The following is a 19,889-nucleotide window of genomic DNA, read 5'->3' as shown; positions in this document are numbered from 1 at the left end:
TTACTTCTTGGAAGCTGATTTTTCCAATATAAAAATAAGGGAAAAACCAATGACAGCAGCTACAATTGCAAAGGTTAAATGATTATCGCCCGTAAAAGAAAATGGCGATATGTTTTCATCTATAATAATCTCCTTTTTGCCAATCTGTATAACCTCGGTAATGTTTTTCCAAGGCCATATTTTGTTCAATGAACCTAGTATAAAACCTGTTAAAATGGCTAGAGTAGCATCTTTGTAGTTGGTGAACATCCATTTTAAGATTCTTGCAAAACTCAAAATACCAAAAATTACCCCTGCGGCGAAGGTCGTTACTATGGCGAGGTCCTTATCGTTTACCGCTTCTAGCACTGTTTTGTAAGAGCCGAGCAATACTAAAATAAAAGACCCGGATATACCTGGTAAGACCATTGCACAAATGGCTATGGCGCCGGATAGAAATATAAATGGTAGGCTACCCGTACTGGTTGATGGTGGTAGCGTAGTAATATAGAAGGCGGATACGGTTCCTAAAATGAACAGCGCTATAGCCAGTATACCCCATTTTTTAATTGATTTTGCAACAAATAGTACACTTGCCAGAACCAACCCGAAGAAAAATGCCCAAGTAGGTATGGGGTGGGTATCCAGAAGCCAGGAAATTACTTTTGAAAGTGAGAGTATACTAATAAGCATTCCCAAACAAAGAGCTACTAAAAAATTTCCGTTCAATTTGTCCCAAAAGGTGGCAAAACCTTTTTCCCTAAACAATTTTAATGTCGTTAAATTAACGTTGTTGATTGAGGTTATGAATTCTTCATATATTCCTGTAACAAAAGCTATGGTTCCTCCCGATACCCCGGGGACCAGTTCCGCAATGCCCATGGCCATGCCTTTAAGGCTAATAAATATGTAATCTATTGGTTTTCTATTTTCCATGAAATGTAGAACCCGTTCTAAGAGGCTTTATTGTATTTATTTACAATTTTCTGGGTCCATTCAGAATTGCCAAATTCAGGAAATTTTTCTTTGAACAGATGAAGCTTTTTTTGATTTTTGTCAATCTTTAGCGCATCCATTAAAGTTATTCTGGCATTGATCAAATCATTGGCCATACATTGAAATCCTACAGATTTATATAAAAGCTTAAGATTGTCAGGATAAAATTCCCTTCCCTGTGCCAGAATTTCTATTGCGGCATGGGTTTCCCCATTTATATGCACCACGTCTGCCCATTTCAACCACGTATCCAATTCATAATTACCTAAATCCACGGTTTGTTTAAAGGCAAAATCTGCTTGGTCATAATTTTTGAGCGCTGTATGAATCTGTGCACACTTTTTCCAGTATAGTGGGTTTTCCCCATCTATGTTAAGTGCTTTGTTGATGTAAAAAACTGCCTTTTCAAAGTCTTTAATATTGTAATAAAGATTGGTAATGGCCAACCATCCTTTATCCAATAACGGATCTTCATGTACCGTTTGGTAAAAGTAATATTTGGCCATTTCAATATCTTTTAGCTTTTCATAGCATTTTCCTATTCTTAAGAATGCATGTGAGGTGGGATCTTCAATAGATATTGTGGTCTCATAATTTTCTATGGCCTCTTTATGTCTACCTAATTTCTCCAACACCTTTCCTTTTTCAAAATATGCACCTATAAAACTGTCATCTGATATAATGGCAAACTCAAAGGCGGTCAATGCCTCTGCGTACATTTCTATGTACGAATATTGCTTACCTAGTTGGTGCCAAGCTACTTCGCAATACGGATTACTTTCCAAATAGTCGTTCAAGTATATGATGGCCCCATCGTAATCTTCCAAAAACTCAAAACAGTAAATTACATTGTAGAGCGATGAATAATCCTGTTCATCATATTCAACACATTTCATAAAGCTTTTCTTAGCTTCTTTAAAATCGTCCATGAACAGATATTCCATTCCAAGTAAGCTATAAATGTCAAAACTATTGGTGCTGAAGGCTAGGGCTTGGCGCAATAGTTCAACCGCAGCTTCATGATTGTCCTGCTTGGAGAAAATATTTGCTCTTTGTATATATATTTCTTCGTTTTGGTGGTCTAACAGTTGCAGTTCATCCAATAAGGCTTCCGCTTTTTCTATTTGATTTTCAAACACCAATACTTCAACTTGAAGCAATTTTAATTCAATTGATGCAGGATGCTGTTGTAACCCTATCTTAATGCCTTTTTTGGCCAAGGAAATTTTCCCGTGGTTTAGATAATGGTGAACAATATCTTCAAAATCCTCCGCATCAAAGAAATAGACATCGTCTGTCTTGAGCATCGATTCAAATTTTGTAATTGGCTTGTCCGGTTTCTCGTTAGATTCTAACGCCATAGGAACTTTTTGGGATTTCTAGATAATTAAAAGTAAGTGTTTGAAGCGTGTTAGGGTAGGTGATAGTGGCTATATTATTAACAAATTAGTTAACAACCTTAAATTACAGCTTATCCAAAATACCTAAAACTATAGCACATCCTTCTTTAATTTCCTCTACGGAAATGGTTAAGGGAGGGGTAATTCTTACTGCCTTATTTTCAAATAATAGCCAGAACAATATTAAATTTTTCTCTTTAGCTTTAAGCACGACGGAGTTGGCCGTATCTGCAGTATCCATTATCAATGCGAGCATTAATCCTCTTCCGCGTATCTCTTTTATCCTTGGATGGACCAAATGCTTTCTGAATACTTGTTCTTTGGACAAAGTATCTTTTATTAATGTGGTCTGCAGTAGCTCGTTTAAGGTGGCCAAACTGGCCGATGCTACCACCGGATGTCCTCCAAATGTGGTAATATGACCCATTTTAGGCCGTTCACTTAGCGTACCCATTATTTTAGGACTAGACACGAAGGCCCCAACGGGCATACCCGATGCCATTCCCTTACCAATGACCAATATATCCGGTACACAATTGTAATGTTCAAAAGCAAATAGTTTACCGGTTCGTCCAAAACCAGGCTGTATCTCATCCAGTATCAATAACGCACCAGTTTCATCACAACGTTTTCTTACCTTTTCCAAATACCGGTTTTGGGGTTCAATAAATCCGGCACCTCCTTGTATGGTCTCCAAAATTACACACGCCGTCTTGGTGGTAATTTTATTTAATTCCTTTTCATTATTGAAGGTTATGTGATACACGTCTGGGAGCAATGGCCTAAACACACTTTTGCGTTCCTCAAAATCCATTAAACTTAAGCTTCCCATCGTATTGCCATGATACGCGTTCCTTGCGGATATTATCTGTGATCTCCCCGTATACCTCCTTGCCAATTTTAAAGCTCCCTCAATTGCTTCCGTTCCTGAATTTACCAGATAAGTAACCTCCAAGGGCTGAGGCAATTGTGCGGCCAACAACTTTACATAGTCCGTTGCGGGCGATTGTGCATATTCACCATAAACCATTACATGCATGTATTTTGCAGCTTGTTTCTGTACGGCCTCTACCACGTTAGGATTACTGTGCCCCAAGGTACAGGCAGAAACCCCTGCAACAAAATCTAAATGTGCGTTACCGGCAGTATCATAAATATAGCTACCACTGGCATGTGAAATTTCCATCCCTAAAGGATAGGGTGAGGTTTGTGCCTGATATTTTAAAAAGTCCTTGGTCATGGGAACTATTTAATTCACCTTCTTTTTGGTTGCCTTTGCTTTTGGGTCTATGGCATTGTCCGTTTTGATCTTATTAACGGGGTCAGACTCATTTTGACCGCGCTGCTGTTCTTCTGCATCTATGTCAATAGGATTGTCTATTCCTTGAATGACCACCAGTTCCAAATTATTGTCGTCCTCGTCAAAAATATCCTCCTTGGTCAAAATACGCTCATCGCCCCGCCACACAAATCCTTTTAATATCCTGCTATTTTCGGGCAGGTCCTTTTCGGGAAATATATCACCATCAGGATCCGTAAAAAAAGTAAGGTTTTCTATATCGTTCTCTTCCATGGTTATCCTAATCTTGCTACATACCGTTTTATCTATCCCAATAAGTTCATCGTCATCGTTATACATGTAGTAGACCACCTCCGTATTTTGTACCAGGTCAATTAATTTTAATTCGTTTTCTATGAACTTGCCAAATAGGTTAATGCCCTTTGCCTGGTTATAACCAGTCATGCTAACACTATCCAAAGAAATTATAAAGGCATTTCTTAATACTTTTAAGGAATCTAGTTTTTCAGTTTTTAGATTGGATTTTAAATGGATGCTATCTCCTGTCATTTGATTGGCACCGTTCCATATAACCGGATTCTTGATCAATTGGGTGATACCTGTCTTTTGCTCCGAGTGTATGCTATCGCACTTACCGCTCAAATCTGTCTTATAGAATTTGGCATTTCTAAATGCCCTGAGCAAGCGTTCTTCAGGTTTGCCGGTAACCATCAAAGTGTCTCCATGTACATAGAGCGAGTCTTGTTGCTGTACTGAAATAGATACCGCTCTTCTGGTGGCAAATACAGAGTCTTTTGCTTTATGTACCTCTGCATAATGTGCCCTTATGATACCCTTGTTAATGGTATCCGTTACGGTAATATTATTGGTAGCAGATGCAAATTCATTGGCTTTGTTAAAATAAACGCTATCCCCTTCAATTATTCTATTATTATAATCTATACGTGTATTTTTAATACCATAACCGCTTTCTATTTTGGTATCGTAAAATCCACGTTCACAGTAAATTTTATAGGCTTCCCCTACAATTGTCGAGGGGCCGTACATGTATGCATTTTTAGAGGTAGTGTAATAATCCAACTGTTCGGAATCTAAGGTGTATTCTGGATTTTGAACATGTACGCTATCCAAAAATTGATACTTTTTCAATTCCATGAAGTATTTGCCAATCTTGCTGGTCAACGTATTTGCCGAATCAATTACAGTACCATTGTCACGATAAAAGGCCTCTTGTTTTTCCCTGTCAAATCTCAGGGTGTCCGTTTTTAAGGTCATGGAGGCATTTTTTAAAATGACGTTGCCCCATGCTTTTGCCAATTTATCGTCCCCTAGGTAATTGATTTTTTTACTGGTCATTTGAACCGAGTCCCCTTGTTTCAGAATTACATTGCCAATGGCTTCCAAGCGGTTCTCAAGTTGGTAATAAATGGCTACATCGCACCAAAGGTCTGCACCTTGATGTTCAAATTGTACCTGTCGTTCATCTTTGCTGAATATTGAAGCTCCGGGATAGTCTACTTCGTTCTTTGTGAAATTGGCCCCATGAACAATATTAATTTGTTTGGCTTCTTCTTGATCCGCTCTATTTTGGGCTAGACCATGATTTGCAAATGCCAAAAGTAATAGGGCGAATAAACCGATAGTTTTCAATCTACTTTTTTTTTCAAAAATAGAACAATTTCCAAGAGCGGATAATACTATTAGTATACATTTAGGAAACGCTTAGGGTATTAGCTCTGGTTTCCTGTTCTTTTTAAACTTTTGTCCAAATCCTGAGTTGTTGGGCATATAGGCTTCGTCCAACACAACGTTTGCACCATCTTCTGGAATAAGATTTTCCTTTCCCAAGGCCCAAAAAATACCGTTCAAAGCAATTTTTCTAGCTTCGGGAATTTTAAAGTCAAAAGGATGGCCAAGAGTTGTGAAGAAAACTCTGGCCTTGATTCCAGAAGAGCCCGTATAACTTTTGGTCCATGCAACGGGGTTATCCAAAGGATACTTGTTCAACTTGCCATCAATTTCATGCTGTGATTTTGTGGAGTGCCCCATAAGAATTGGCTTGCTGTCTCCTTGTAGTTTCCAACCGCCGCCATCAACATGGTATAACCAGGAATATGCCTTAAAATCATTGAAACCCCTTAATATAGGATGTGTTTCCTGTCCTTCCTTGACCGTTACATTGGTTACTTGAAACTTGCCATCATCAAAATGGCCATGGTGTGTTATCCATTGTTGGCCAAATACCTTGGCGGGCCATTCCCCGTTAAATACTGTTAGGGAAGAATCTTTCTTGTACATAAACGCATGGGTAGCCGTTCTAAATCCCATAATAGGTTTTCCAGATTCTACATAATCTGTAATATAGGTGCGCTCTTCATTAGGCAGGTTCCTGAATCTTGTAAATATGACCATTAAATCCGCATTTTTCAATGCTTCCAAACCTGCAATATGATCGGTTCTGTTAGGGTCTATAAAACCAAGGCTGTCCAGCGCATATAAAACAGTGACTTTGGCACCTAGCTCACGCTTTGCCAATTTGGCCAGCATTGGCATGGATTCTTCAGAACGGTATTCTTCGTCGCCGGTTACAAAAACAATATGGGGAGGTGGCGCAGTCCCTTCGTCCAATTTTTGTTTCTCTTTCTTGTTCTCTCCGCAGGCCAATATGGAGGCAATGGCGACCATTGTAAAAACTATTTTATCAAATATGTGTTTCATAGGTGGTGATTGGTCTTTTTTTATTGCATGGGATGTTCTTTCAATAATTCTTCTGGGGTATAAAAAGCTTCCCGGGTCTTAGTTGCTTCCCTAATTTTTTGTACTTGTTCCTTATTTATGACCGAAGCTTTATTGCCAAATGAATTTCTTACATAGGTCAGTACCGCTGCAATTTCCTCATCGGTCAATAATCCCTTGAACGCCATCATGGGTACTTGCCCGTCATAATGGTTGCCCATAATATCCATTGGTCCATAAAGTCCATGCAGGACAAGTTTAATTAGTCTGTCCTGGTCGCCTAAAACCCATTGTTGGCCAACTAAGGTGGGGTATCCGGCTTTTTGGAGTCCACTGCCGCTTTCTTGATGACAGGTTATGCAATACCCTTCTGTCTCATAAATTTTTTTCCCTTTAGTGAATATTTTTAAATCTTCACCCTTTAGGTGTGATGCCAAAATTTTTTCATCTGCTTTCTCCAAAAAGTTTCCGGTCAACCTTGTTTCCGCAAAATTGAAAGAATCCAACATCCACTCGTCCAACGGGTGTTGTCTTGCTATATCAAGTATTTCCATACCTTCTGCTTGTGGCAACCATGATGCCGCGGTAATTGCTTCAAGTCTAACCCTGCCATGAACATCGGAGGCTGCCTGCATCAATATTTCCTGTGAATTTTTCACTTGGTGGCCCATATACCTAACTACCCTGACCACTGCTGCGCGTACCCTATGATCTTTTGATTTGGATAGCGCCATTAGCAGTTCGGCATCTACCTTGTTCATTCCCCATGAAACCCATAACGCCTCTAATCTGTTATGGTCATAATTTGGGTCATCTTCATCTAGGTTTTTGACCCACTCTTTGGCAGTTTTAAGGACTTCTTCCGTATTTCTTCCCCTTAGTTCCCTACGGGTACGGTAACGAGTCCTATATTCCGGTAATTTTAAATTTTCAAATAATTGTGCCAATGATGCACCATTTACCATTGCCGGTTGTACCAATGGTCTAGATGGGTAGGTTATCCTGTATATTCTGCCATGAACATGGTCGCGCAAAGGGTCACGAGCGTTGTGTTGCATATGGCCTATAAGCACATTGTGCCAATCTACGACATACAATGACCCGTCTGGGGCAAACTCCATTTCCACGGGTCTAAAGTTGGGATCCGTACTTGTAATCAAGTCTTGACGATGTTTGGTTTTGTACCCCGTACCGTCCTCCATCATCTCATGTTGTTTTAGTCCTAAAAATCCTATGGAGTTTGCCAACAGCATATCACCTTGGACATCATCCGGAAAATGTCTGCTTGAAATAAACTCCATACCTGATGTGGGTCTAACCCTATGCTCCTTTTCTATCAATTCTTCTGTCAAGGGCGAAAAGACGCCATATATTGGTTTTAGGGAACTTGGCATCATCCAATTAACTTTTGGGCCCGAAGTATGCAAAAAGAAATCTTGCCCCCATTCATCAAAAGCAATGCCCCAAGGGTTGGGTATGGCTACCTGTAATGTACGTTCCAATTTTTTACGTTGCGGATTATATCTGTAAAAACCACCATTGGTGGCGCGTACGGGCCCGTAGGATGTTTCTACATTGGTGTGAAGAAAAATACCTTCAGACATATAGAATGCGCCAGAGGGGTCTGCGCAAAATGCAGAAATGGCATGGTGGGTATCATGATCGTCAAAACCGCTTAAAACAATTTCTATTTTATCTGCTTTGTCATCACCATCGGTGTCCGTAAATAACTTGAGGTTGGTGCCTTGACTAACGTATACGCCTTCCGGTGCAAATTCAAAGCCGATCGGCAAATGTAACTGGTCCGCAAATACCGTTTGTTTATCTGCTTTGCCATCCTTATCGGTATCCTCCAGAATTATTATTTTATCATTTGGTTTAGGATCTCCTGGTTTGTAGTGGGGATAAGAGGGGAGGGTAGCCACCCATAACCTACCTTCGTTATCAAAAGAAATCTGTGCTGGGTTTGCCAAATCTGGAAATTCCTTTTCCGAAGCAAACAGTTCAACTTTGTATCCTTCAGGTACTGTTAGTGTTTCAAGAGCATCCTCACCATACTTGTAATGCACGATATCCTCTTTGTTTCCTAAATTATAATTGGTTTCTACCGGTGGTAGTTTACTTGTTCGTGCATCTGCAGCCTCAATGTCAAAAGATTTATTTTGTACAGAGGACCATATCAAGGTATCCCTTACCGAAGTCAATTCCCTTGTTTTTTGTATTTCAAACGGATAATTGTCCGGACCATATGGGGCATGACGTCTTCCAAAAACGTGAACACCATTGGGAATCTTGAAGTCATTATGCCAATAAAAATTTTTCTCGTTTACCGCTTTATTGACTGCTAACCTATAGTCTTCATTGGTAATCTTTTTGTTTCCAGTGAGTTCATTGGCCAAAAAACGGGCAAACACTTCGTAGCCGAATTTATTTAGTTGTGATCCATCTATGGTGTAATCTTCTTTTTTTTCCTTAAACCATTTTTTGGACTCCTTAAATACATTGATAAAAGCTACATTCTTCAATGCACAAATTTCTTCCATGGCCTGGGAATATAAATCCAAGTTTTTGTTTTCCTGAATTCCATTGGGTACATCCATATGATCGGAGAGGTCTTCAAAAGCTATAGGGGAAACAATTACCAATTCTGGAGGGGTGGAGCCATTATATGTTTGTTTAAGGGAATGTTCGATAAAAGCATTTAGTTCTGCCTTAAAATTTTCTAAACCTTGGTCCCCCTCAAAAGATTCGTTGAATCCAAAAAAACCTATTACAATATCTGCCTTTAAACGAGCCAACCATTCATCAGGCGTTTCAAATACGCCTTCGCTACCAGAATTTTGGGCCAGTTCATTTTGAAATTTATCGGCTCCTGGAAAAGCCCACGGAGACACTCTGCCTGAATGGGGCCTAAAGCCCGGGGTGTCGCCACCATCGCAAATATTTCTTATTAATAAGGAATCCTTGGGATGGCGTAAGTGCATTTCTGTTTCAAAACTACCGTAATTCAACATTCGCGATCCTAAATTGTTGCCGATTAAAACAATGGAGGAATGTGGTTCAATTGAAATTAAAGGGTCTTTTTTTTTGGTACAACCTATGGCCAAAAGTAAACAGGAAATGCTAATGGTAAGTTTGAAAAGTTGATCGGTTGGTTTGCTTTTCATGGTTTGTTAATTGGTTGAAGTAAATTGTTCTTTAAATATAGATATAAAAAAACCACTCGAAAGTGGTTTTTGTAATTTTGAAACTGTTCATTAAAAATTTCTATAATCTCCTTCTAAAAAAGCATTTGCCTCTTCTTCGGCAAATTTTGCCTTTTCACTGTCCCAATGTAATACTTGGTTGGGGAACCTACCTGCAATGACACCTAATAAAATTGTTTCCGTTAAACGTGATGCGTATGAGAAAGGAGCCGTAGTTTCTCCCGTGCCCAAACAAGCATCAACGAATTGGTGATAATGTTTAGGTCCTTCAGTATCGTAATTACGAATGGGTTTGCCCATATTATTGGCTTTTTCTACCGCTTCTATCTCTGCAGAAATATCCACATATTTTCCATCCACTATCTTTTTGGGGAGCTGCATGAAATGAGGAAGTAGCAATCTGCCTTTGTCACCTATGAACATAGCTCCTTGATCCGGCAACGTTCCTTCACCGGCGGTTTTGGTTTCCAAAGACATTTTGTCCTCTAAGGTATCATCTCCGCTATCACTATTTGTTGAGACATTTTCAGCGCCTGGCAATAATAAATCTTCATGATCTTCTGGGGCTCCTGGCCCATCATACCAAACCCATGTTAGCGTTTCTGCAGTATACTTTGTCTGTGGAAACTCATAGGTAACCTTATTTTTTTGAGGGTAGCCAAATCCGTTTGGTTCCCTGCATTCATTCTTAATGGTCCTTGGTACTTGAAGATCCAGGGCATTGTAAGGTGTATCAAAAATATGAACGCCCATATCTCCTAAAGTACCACATCCATAGTCTACCAATTTTCTCCAGTTTCCTGGATGGTAAAAACCTTCTATATATGGCCTTTGGGCTGAGGTACCCAGCCATAGGTTCCAGTCCAAAGTCTCTGGTACGGGGTCCTCCCCGTTTGGTTCATCGCCATCATACCCCCAATCTTTGGGTGACCATGCTCGTACGGTATGTACTTTTCCGATTATGCCGGACTGAATTAAAAGTGTAGCTAATTTATAATCATAAAAGGAGTGTACCTGAATTCCCATTTGGGTTACTAGGCCTTTTTCCGCTGCCAATTTATTCATTGCCCGCGCTTCGGATACGTAATGGGTCAATGGTTTTTGGCAGTAGACCGGTTTGTCCATTTCCATAGCCATCATAGATGCGGGTGCATGGGTGTGATCAGGAGTGGACACTATTACCGCATCTATTTCGTCGCCCATTTCCTTTAACATGATCCTATAGTCAGAATACGTCTTTGCATTGGGGTGCAGCTCCTTAGCAGCAGCCAAGTTGTTGGCATCTACATCGCACAAAGCGGTAACATCTACTTTTTGGTGCGATGATATTGCTTTTAGGTCTTCCGCACCCATATTGCCAACACCTATATGTGCGGTGCGCAAACGTTTTGGTTTGGCCTTAGAGGCTTCGTTTTTGCACGACCAAAGTCCTGATGGCAATAATACAAACGTGGACAATGCAGCTGCATTTTTGATAAAATCTCTTTTGTTCATTGGTAGTTGGTTATAATTTTTTGATTTTAATGTTCCGGAACCAAATTGGACTCGAATGATCCTGTAGTCCTATGAAACCGGTCTTGTATTTTCCGTAATCTTCACTATTTTTCCATTTGTCGGAATTTTTTTTCTCGTACCAGGCATCGTCCCATGGAACAAAAGATACTACTTTTTTGCCGTTCAGCCAGTGTTCTACCTGATTGGGCGTAAAGATTATTCTGGTAGTGTTCCATGTTCCTACCGGGTTAAGGATTTTACCATTTGGATCTGCTGCATGCATGGCATAATCCGACCCTGTTTGTTGTAGAGGTTTCAGCTCCTCTGGTTTGTCCGTATAGCCCAAACTTAGATTGTACGCTGTTAGGTCATGTATGCTTGCATAATTTTCATCATCGATCAATTGGTATTCCGGAGCTACTTCCGGCGGCGAATCATACCCTTCCTTTAAATGGTAAAAAATGCCGCTATTTCCTCCTTTTGGAAGTTTCCATTCAAGATAAAGTTCAAAATTATCAAACTCTTCCGCTCCATATATGATATCTGTACCACCCGTATAATCCTGTTCCTTACCAAGCTCGGTGTCAAAGGTCAATTCTCCGTTCTTAACGATCCACCCCGGTGGCAATTCATCACCATTATAGGCCCGCCAACCTTTTGTAGTCTTACCGTCAAACAAGGGTATCCATTCTTCTTGCGTTTGTTGTACCGTATTTTCTTCTTGACCTTCAGGTTTGTTCTTTTCTGTTTTACAGGATGTGATAAGTAAAATTACAGATAAGATAGTTGGGTACGTTAATTTTTTCATAAGTCGCTATTATTTTAACATCGTTGTTGGTAAAAAGCACATTATGTAAAGTACAAAAAAAAAGAATGGCGATAAAGGTATTTCCCTATATCGCCATTCTTTAAAGTTGAACAACCTCTATGGGTCGCTGAAAGTTTATCTATGGATCGTCTGTGTCCTATCTGGACCAACGGAGACTATTTTAATGGGTACCTCCAATTCTTTTTCCAAGAACAAAATATAGTCCATTAAATTTTTTGGTAATTGATCCGCAGCGGTCATTTTTGTCAAATCCTCTTTCCAACCATTAACTTCTGTATAAACGGGTGTAACGTTTTCCGCTTCAATATTATATGGAAAATGGTCTATTTGCTCTCCTTTGTAATTGTAGGCGGTACACACTTTAAGTTTATCAAAACCACTAAGCACATCGCCCTTCATCATCATGAGTTCCGTTACGCCATTAATGCGTACCGCATATTTTAGGGCTACTAAGTCTAACCATCCACATCTTCTCGGTCTTCCTGTGGTGGCTCCAAATTCATTTCCCACCCGACCCATGGTCTCACCGTCCTCATCAAACAATTCCGTAGGGAAAGGGCCGCTACCAACCCTTGTAGTATATGCCTTGAAGATTCCTTTTACTTCTCCAATTTGGTTTGGAGCTACGCCCAATCCTGTACATGCTCCGGCAGCCGTTGTATTGGATGAGGTTACAAATGGGTAGGTGCCAAAATCAATATCCAATAAGGATCCCTGTGCACCTTCAGCTAAAATTTTCTTGCCTTGTTTTTGAGCTTGGTACAAATATTCCTCACTATCAATAAAGGTCAAATCCTTTAGCGCTGCTACTGCCTTAAAGAAATCTGCTTCTAATTCTGCTAGGTCATATTGTATATCCACGTCATAGAAGCTGATCATGGCTTCATGTTTATTGGCCAGGTTTCTGTATTTTTCTTTCCAATCACTTAATTCCAAATCACCTACGCGCATACCATTTCTCCCGGTCTTGTCCATATACGTGGGCCCAATACCTTTAAGAGTAGAACCTATTTTTGCCTTACCTTTTGAAGCTTCCGATGCGGCATCCAATAAACGGTGTGTAGGTAATATTAAATGTGCTTTTCTAGAAATAAGCAACTTGGCATTGATGTCAAGATTGAATTTCTTTAGCGCATCCAATTCCTTTTTAAATATAACCGGGTCTATAACAACCCCGTTACCTACCACGTTTACTGCATTTTTATGAAAAATTCCAGAGGGTATGGTGTGTAACACATGCTTTATACCATCAAATTCAAGCGTGTGGCCTGCATTTGGTCCACCTTGAAAACGAGCAATGATATCATAATTTGCGGTTAATACATCTACGATTTTTCCTTTTCCTTCGTCACCCCATTGTAGGCCCAACAATAAATCTACTGCCATTTAATTTTATATACTAGGTTAGTTATTTTATTTTTTGCCTACCTCTTTGGTGGGCGTATTCTTTGTTCCGTAAAAATATAAGGAGTGCGTGTTAATGGTTATATCAAAAACCTCCTCTATGGTTTTTTTTATAGATTGAATTCTTGGGTCGCAAAATTCCATAACCTCACCGGTATCGGTAAGTATGACATGGTCATGCTGACGGTCAAAATATGATTTTTCATACTGTGCCTGGTTTTTTCCAAATTGGTGTTTGCGTACCAACTTGCAATCTAAAAGAAGTTCAATGGTATTGTATAAAGTAGCCCGGCTAACACGATAGTTCTTGTTCTTCATGTTGATATACAGCGATTCTATATCAAAATGTTCGTCACTTTCATATATTTCCTGAAGTATAGCGTAGCGTTCTGGGGTTTTTCTATGTCCTTTGTCCTCTAAAAAGGTTGTGAAGACATTTTTTACAATTTCTTGATTTTTATCCGAAGACATATTTACTGCATTAATATACAAATGTACAGTTAAATTTTAATTTCCTTTTTCTAAATTCGGGTTACTTTGTCAATACCGTGTATCTCCTTAAGATTATCGGTCAGTTTTTTAAGGATTGACTTGTTCTTGACCACTACGGTAATCTTGCCTTTGAAGGTGCCCCCGTCCGTACTAAAATTAAGGTTTCGCATATTAACATGCATAATATCCGAAATGACTTCCGTAATGTCATTGATAAGTCCTAGGTTATCTATTCCCGTTAATTCAATATCTGCCTGATATTCTTGTTGAGAGGAATCTATCCATTTTGCGGTAATGATTCTATAGGCGTAATTAGACTGAAGCGATATAGCGTTGGGACAGTTCTTTTTGTGTACTTTAATACCTTCGGATACACTGACAAAACCAAAAACACTATCACCTGGTATAGGATTACAGCACTGGGATAATTTGTATTCCAGTTTTTCCTCTTCCTTGCCAAAAACCAGCATATCATATTTAGACGTAATTTCATCTTTATTGATTTCCTCAGGAGCTGGCGTACGGCGCATTCTGTTTTTAAAAAAACTGATAAATGCATTGTTGTAAGAAGATGCAAAATCCTTTAACATGGTGTTGTCTATAGAACCAATACCCACCCTGTAAAATAAATCTAGACTGGTCTTTAATTTGAAATAGGTCACCATTTTGTTGATGGAGTCCTCGTTCAAATTAATTTTTTGGGACTTTAACTTTCTTCTTAATATTTCTTTTCCTTCTTCTGCAACGGATTTTTTCTCTTCCCTTAATACAGATTTTATTTTTGCCCTGGCCCTGGCCGTTGTGGCATAGTCCAACCAGTTTTGATTGGGCCTGGCCTGTTCTGAAGTTATAATTTCTACTTGGTCGCCACTTTGTAGCGTGGTGTTCAAAGGAACCAATTTTCCGTTCACTTTTGCACCCCTTGTACGCATACCTACCTCGGTATGTATGTTAAAGGAAAAATCTAACGGTGTAGCACCTTTTGGTAAGGATTTTAAATCCCCTTTAGGGGTAAATACAAAAATTTCCTTGGAGTAGAGGTTGAGTTTAAATTCCTCCACAAAATCCACTGCATTTGTATTTGCATTTTCCAAAGCTTCCTGAAGTTTGTTCAACCAGACTTCAATACCTTGTTCTTTTTGGTTGCCATGCTTATATTTAAAATGGGCCGCATATCCTTTTTCTGCAATTTCATGCATGCGCTCACTTCTTATCTGTACTTCAACCCATTTACCCTGAGGCCCCATTACCGTTATATGCAGAGCTTCGTAACCTGTGGACTTTGGAGAGGAAATCCAATCACGAAGACGTACGGGATTAGGTGTAAAGTGGTCCGTAACAATGGAATATATTTTCCAGGCCAAGAATTTTTCATTCTGCGCATCTGACTCATAGATGATTCTTATGGCGAACTTATCATAGATTTCTTCATATGTGACATTTTGCGCCAGCATCTTTCTTCTCATTGAAAAGATAGATTTCATTCTACCTTTTATAATGTAGTTTAAGCCTTCTTTTTTTAATGAATTGTCTATTGTAGCGGAAAATGCATCGATATACGCCTGTTGTTCCTCCTTGCTTTCCTCAATTTTATCCTTTATGGAATTATATACTTCGGGCTCTGTGTACTTAAGGCTCAGGTCCTCCAGTTCGGTCTTTATATTATAAAGGCCGATCCTGTGGGCCAACGGGGCGTATATGTATAAGGTTTCAGACGCTATTTTAACCTGTTTATGCTCCGGCATGGAGTCCATGGTAAGCATATTATGGTAACGGTCGGCTATCTTAATGATAATAACACGAACATCATCATTTAAGGTCAGCAGCATTTTTCTAAAATTCTCCGCTTGTTGAGAGATGTTCATCTCTTTTTTTAAATGGGCAATTTTAGTAAGCCCATCAACAATACGTGCTACGGTCTCACCGAACATCCGGTCTAGGTCGTCCAAAGTATATTCTGTATCCTCAACTACATCGTGTAAAAGGGCAGAGGCAATGGATACGGCATCTAGACCTATCTCGGATGCTACGATTTTAGCAACTGCTATTGGGTGGAAGATATAAGCTTCACCAGATTTTCTTCTTTGGTTTTTGTGCGCGTCAACAGCTACCTCAAAAGCACTTCGTATTAAAGTTTTGTCCTCATCTGTTAAGGTTTGGTAACTAATACGTAAAAGTTCCTTATACTCTTGAGCTATAAGCTTGTTTTCCTTTTCTATCGCTGCCTGTGTCATACTAGATTAAAAATAAGATAATCTTAAATGATGAACAACAAAAATTATGCCTTTAAATTACGTATGCGGTCAATTAGCGGTGGGTGGGAATAATGCATAAAAACATAGGCCGGATGAGGGGTCAGGTTGCTTAAACTGTTTTTTGATAATTTCTTTAGGGAAGTTACCAACGGCGTTGCGGCATAAGTGTTCTTTGCATAATCATCTGCTTGGTATTCAAATTTTCTGGAAAAATAATTCATTAACAGCCCCGTAAGTTCTGAAACCGGACTGTATAGTATACCAAAACCAATTAGAGCGGCGTGAAAGCTGGGTCTATCTACACCTATAGCTAAAGATAGTTCAGGATTATTAATGAACAATGATAGCAAAAACAGCATTAAGCCGGTAAGTAAAATGGAAGATGCCAAATTAAAAATAATGTGCTTTCGTTTGTAATGGCCCACTTCATGTGCCAAAACGGCAACTATTTCTTCTTCTTCCAAATCATTGATCAATGTGTCATATAGGGTCACTCTTTTTTCCTTGCCAAATCCGGAAAAATAAGCGTTGGCCTTTGTAGACCGTTTTGATCCATTTATAACGAATATGTGCTTAAGGTCAAAACCTACATTGGCCGCATAATGTTCTATTTTCTCTTTAAGGCTACCAGCTTCCAAGGGTTCTTGTTTGTTGAATAAAGGAACAATTAATTTGCTGTAAAATAAATTAACGATTAAGGTAAAAAATGCAATGGCAATCCAGGTGTACCACCAGAAATTTGTGCCTACGGTCTGAAAAAACCATATGATCAACGCTAAAATACCACCACCAACAATTAAAGTTAGTGCCCATTGCTTTATTTTGTCCAAGATAAAGGTGTTATGTGTTGTTTTGTTGAACCCAAATTTTTCTTCTATGACAAATGTTTGGTAATAGGTAAACGGTATATTGATGATATCACTGCCCAATAAAATAATTCCAAAAAATAGTAAGGCCTGGCCAATAGGGTGGTCTGTACTATTTTGAGCAATTTGGTCTACCCAATTAAATCCTCCAAAAACTATAAACCCAAGTATAAGTGCCAATGAAAAGGTAGAGGTCAAAATTCCAAATCTGTAATTGGTGAGCTTATAAGCTTGGGATTTTTCATATTCCTTAATATTGTAAACATCCTCCAAATCTTTTGGAACAGGGTCTTTGAATTTTTGGGCGTTCAGAAAATTTAATGCAGTGGCCAATAAAAACTCGGCAACCAAGATAATTAGGATACAATAAAAAACGAAGGTGCTATCCATAAAAAATGCTATTGGTTTTTTGTTTAATGGTTAACGGGTTAACGCCCAAGTTTTTGTTGTCTTTTGACCTCAAAGATAAGTATTGCCGCTGATACCGAAACGTTCATGGAGTCTATTTCTCCTTCCATTGGTATTATAATATTTTGAGTTGAATTGGAAAGCCATTCCTTGCTAAGTCCATCATGTTCGGTGCCGACCACTATAGCTGTAGGGCCAGTATAGTTTATTGAGGTGTATTCTTTTGATGCGGTCAATGCGGCACAGAAAATGCCAAACCGTTCCTGTTGTAAATAGGAAATAATTTCTTGTGTGCTCCCTGTCTTGATTGTCCTTGAAAATACACATCCAACGCTTGATCGTATAATGTTGGGATTATACAGGTCCGTTTTTGGGTTTGCAATAAAAACGGCGTCTAAATTGGCAGCATCTGCCGTTCTTAACAACGCACCTATATTTCCTGGTTTTTCAGGGGCCTCAGCAACAAGGATAAGCGGATTGGGTTTGTTGAACGCTAAAGTGGACAAAGTATGGTCTTTTCCTTTTGCAATGGCCAAAATACCTTCTGTAGTATCTCTATAAGCTAGTTTTTTATAGATTTCATGACTAACGGAAATTATTTTATTTTCAGGAAAATCTTTTAAAAGGCTATTGCCATCGCTGTTCTCAAAAATATCAGCACAATAAAAAATGGTCGTAATTTCATATTCGGCCTTAATGGCAATGCTCAATTCACGCAGTCCCTCTAATAAAAAGAGTCCTGTCTTTTTGCGTTCCCTAGCCTTATCCTTTAATAAAACAGCCTTTTTGATTAAAGGGTTTTGGGCGCTACTTATATGTTTATGTTCGTGCATTAGGTACAAAAGTAATCTAATCTGTTAAGTAGGCTAAATAATATCGACCAAGAGAATTCAAATTAACCTAAGAAAATATGAAGAAATACATTTTAGGGTGCTTGCTAGTATCATTTGCCTTTTCGTGCAAGGAAGCTCCAAAAAAAGAGGAGATTATAGACACCGCGGCCCAAACTGAAGAACAAATTACCTTAAATACCTATCCGCAAGAATTTTTTAAGGTATTGAATGCACACGGTGGGTTGGATAATTGGAAACAGTATAAAACCTTACGTTTTGATTTACCAAAACCGGCTAGTGTAGAAACCCATATAGTTGACCTATACAGAAGGACCGATAAGATCATAGCGGAAACTTACAGTTTAGGTTTTGACGGGAAAGATGTTTGGTTGATGGATGAGGCCGGTTCGTACGAGGGTAAACCTAAGTTTTACCATAATCTAATGTTTTATTTTTATGCCATGCCCTTTGTGCTGGCAGATGAAGGGCTTAATTATGAGGAGATACCTGCATTGGTCGTGGATGGGGTTTCCTATCCGGGATTCCATATTACTTTTAACAACGGTGTAGGTGCCTCATCTAAAGACGAATATTTTCTACACTATGATCCAGAAACTTTTCAAATGAAATGGTTGGGATATACCGTAACCTATTTTAGCGGTATACCATCCAACGAGATCAGCTGGATAGAATATGCAAATTGGAATAAAGTAGGAGAGGTACTTTTACCGAGTGCTATTTCCTGGTATTCTACTGAAAACAATAATGTAAAGGACCGGGTGAATACGGTTAAGTTTGAAAATGCCAAACTGTTAAAAAGCGCTGAGCCAACAACATTTTTTGCCAAACCTTCCAATGCAAAGGTGGTGGATTGATTGTGGATCAAATTATTATTATTTAGTTAATAAAGGTGTCATTTTTATGGCACCTTAGTTTTTATAACTAACTTGAAATTCAAATAATTTTGAAGCAGATGAACGTATTGTTTTTTGGAATAGCCAAGGATATTGTTGGTAGTTCGGAAATCTTGTTTTCTGATGAGGAGGCCAAGCCGGCAACGGTTGCCGCGTTAAAAAAGGATTTGATTAAGAATTATCCGGAGTTCTTAAAATTAAAGACCCTTGCCGTGGCCGTTAATAGTGAATATGCCAATGATGATGTAACTTTGAGCGGCAATGATGAAATTGCAATAATACCACCAGTAAGCGGGGGCTAATGAAAATAGTAGTAGAAATAGTAGATGTTATAGATACCGCTAAGGTGTATACCGAATTGAACCATGTTGAAAGCGGCGGTATTTGCGTTTTTGTGGGTACGGTTCGTGAATTTACAAACCAAGAACAGGTAATTGCCTTGGAGTTCGAAACCTACAGAGACATGGCCTTAAAGGAAATGGAAAAAATTGCCGATACGGCAATTGAAAAATGGAATCTTAATAAGGTGGTCCTGCGCCATGCAGTGGGAGAGAAAGGAGTGGCAGAGCCTGTTGTAATAGTTGGGGCATCTTCTGCTCATAGGGATGCCTGTTTTGAAGCTTGTAGGTTTTTAATCGATACGCTAAAGGAAACTGTGCCTATTTGGAAAAAGGAGAAATTCAAGAACAAGTCGGTCTGGGTTTCGGCACATCCATAAGTTGTTTTAAAAGGAGTAAGTTTAGAAAGTAGATTAAATGTGTTTGATGTTGAACTTGA

General features: G+C 39.0%; 16 protein-coding genes. 3 read left to right on the top strand and 13 right to left on the bottom strand.

Translation table 11 applies throughout. The annotated features are described in order from the left end of the window. From CHB68_RS14410 to CHB68_RS14350, 13 genes are all read right to left on the bottom strand, one after another. The gene (locus CHB68_RS14410) at positions 1-915 is read right to left on the bottom strand and encodes a DUF368 domain-containing protein (protein ID WP_089261858.1); all 915 of its coding nucleotides are present in this window, start codon (positions 913-915) and stop codon (positions 1-3) included. A 17-nt stretch (positions 916-932) separates the two neighbouring features. Beyond that, entirely contained in the window at positions 933-2,336 is a 1,404-nt protein-coding gene (locus tag CHB68_RS14405; RefSeq protein WP_089261856.1) for a tetratricopeptide repeat protein, read from the bottom strand. Between the two features lie 103 nt (positions 2,337-2,439). Next, a complete protein-coding gene (locus CHB68_RS14400; RefSeq protein ID WP_089261854.1) occupies positions 2,440-3,615 on the bottom strand; it encodes an aspartate aminotransferase family protein in 1,176 nt (391 codons plus the stop codon). A 9-nt stretch (positions 3,616-3,624) separates the two neighbouring features. Then, on the bottom strand, positions 3,625-5,292 hold the full coding sequence (locus CHB68_RS14395) for an OstA-like protein (RefSeq protein WP_245838952.1): 1,668 nt from the start codon (positions 5,290-5,292) through the stop codon (positions 3,625-3,627). Between the two features lie 105 nt (positions 5,293-5,397). Further along, on the bottom strand, positions 5,398-6,393 hold the full coding sequence (locus tag CHB68_RS14390; RefSeq protein ID WP_218822510.1) for a ThuA domain-containing protein: 996 nt from the start codon (positions 6,391-6,393) through the stop codon (positions 5,398-5,400). 20 nt (positions 6,394-6,413) lie between these two features. Beyond that, positions 6,414-9,578 (bottom strand): PVC-type heme-binding CxxCH protein, encoded by a 3,165-nt coding sequence (locus CHB68_RS14385; RefSeq protein ID WP_089261850.1) that lies wholly within the window; start codon positions 9,576-9,578, stop codon positions 6,414-6,416. Positions 9,579-9,668: 90 nt separating this feature from the next. Beyond that, on the bottom strand, positions 9,669-11,111 hold the full coding sequence (locus tag CHB68_RS14380; RefSeq protein WP_089261848.1) for a Gfo/Idh/MocA family protein: 1,443 nt from the start codon (positions 11,109-11,111) through the stop codon (positions 9,669-9,671). A 10-nt stretch (positions 11,112-11,121) separates the two neighbouring features. Further along, positions 11,122-11,919, bottom strand: a complete 798-nt coding sequence (locus CHB68_RS14375) for a 3-keto-disaccharide hydrolase (protein WP_089261846.1) — start codon at positions 11,917-11,919, stop codon at positions 11,122-11,124. Between the two features lie 135 nt (positions 11,920-12,054). Beyond that, positions 12,055-13,326 (bottom strand): adenylosuccinate synthase, encoded by a 1,272-nt coding sequence (locus tag CHB68_RS14370; protein WP_089261844.1) that lies wholly within the window; start codon positions 13,324-13,326, stop codon positions 12,055-12,057. Between the two features lie 27 nt (positions 13,327-13,353). Beyond that, positions 13,354-13,815: a Fur family transcriptional regulator gene (locus CHB68_RS14365; RefSeq protein WP_089261842.1), complete on the bottom strand. Its 462-nt coding sequence runs from the start codon at positions 13,813-13,815 to the stop codon at positions 13,354-13,356. 50 nt (positions 13,816-13,865) lie between these two features. Next, positions 13,866-16,070 (bottom strand): RelA/SpoT family protein, encoded by a 2,205-nt coding sequence (locus CHB68_RS14360; protein WP_089261840.1) that lies wholly within the window; start codon positions 16,068-16,070, stop codon positions 13,866-13,868. Positions 16,071-16,114: 44 nt separating this feature from the next. Further along, the gene (locus tag CHB68_RS14355; RefSeq protein WP_089261838.1) at positions 16,115-17,347 is read right to left on the bottom strand and encodes a M48 family metallopeptidase; all 1,233 of its coding nucleotides are present in this window, start codon (positions 17,345-17,347) and stop codon (positions 16,115-16,117) included. 38 nt (positions 17,348-17,385) lie between these two features. After that, positions 17,386-18,198: a TrmH family RNA methyltransferase gene (locus CHB68_RS14350; protein ID WP_089261836.1), complete on the bottom strand. Its 813-nt coding sequence runs from the start codon at positions 18,196-18,198 to the stop codon at positions 17,386-17,388. 77 nt (positions 18,199-18,275) lie between these two features. On the opposite strand from CHB68_RS14350, the gene CHB68_RS14345 reads away from it, so the two are divergent. The 3 genes from CHB68_RS14345 (at position 18,276) to CHB68_RS14335 (ending at position 19,830) form a co-directional block, all read left to right on the top strand. Then, on the top strand, positions 18,276-19,073 hold the full coding sequence (locus CHB68_RS14345) for a DUF6503 family protein (RefSeq protein WP_089261834.1): 798 nt from the start codon (positions 18,276-18,278) through the stop codon (positions 19,071-19,073). A 98-nt stretch (positions 19,074-19,171) separates the two neighbouring features. After that, positions 19,172-19,414, top strand: a complete 243-nt coding sequence (locus CHB68_RS14340; RefSeq protein WP_089261832.1) for a MoaD/ThiS family protein — start codon at positions 19,172-19,174, stop codon at positions 19,412-19,414. Next, complete coding sequence (locus CHB68_RS14335; RefSeq protein ID WP_089261830.1) at positions 19,414-19,830, top strand: molybdenum cofactor biosynthesis protein MoaE; 417 nt, start codon at positions 19,414-19,416, stop codon at positions 19,828-19,830. Before CHB68_RS14340 ends, CHB68_RS14335 begins: the two co-directional genes overlap by 1 nt. Positions 19,831-19,889: the final 59 nt, after the last annotated feature.

The organism is Maribacter sedimenticola (assembly GCF_900188415.1).
In the GTDB taxonomy this organism is placed as follows: Bacteria; Bacteroidota; Bacteroidia; order Flavobacteriales; family Flavobacteriaceae; genus Maribacter; species Maribacter sedimenticola.
The sequence above is the reverse complement of the archived record's forward strand: the minus strand, read 5'-3'. Positions and strand labels throughout refer to the sequence as shown.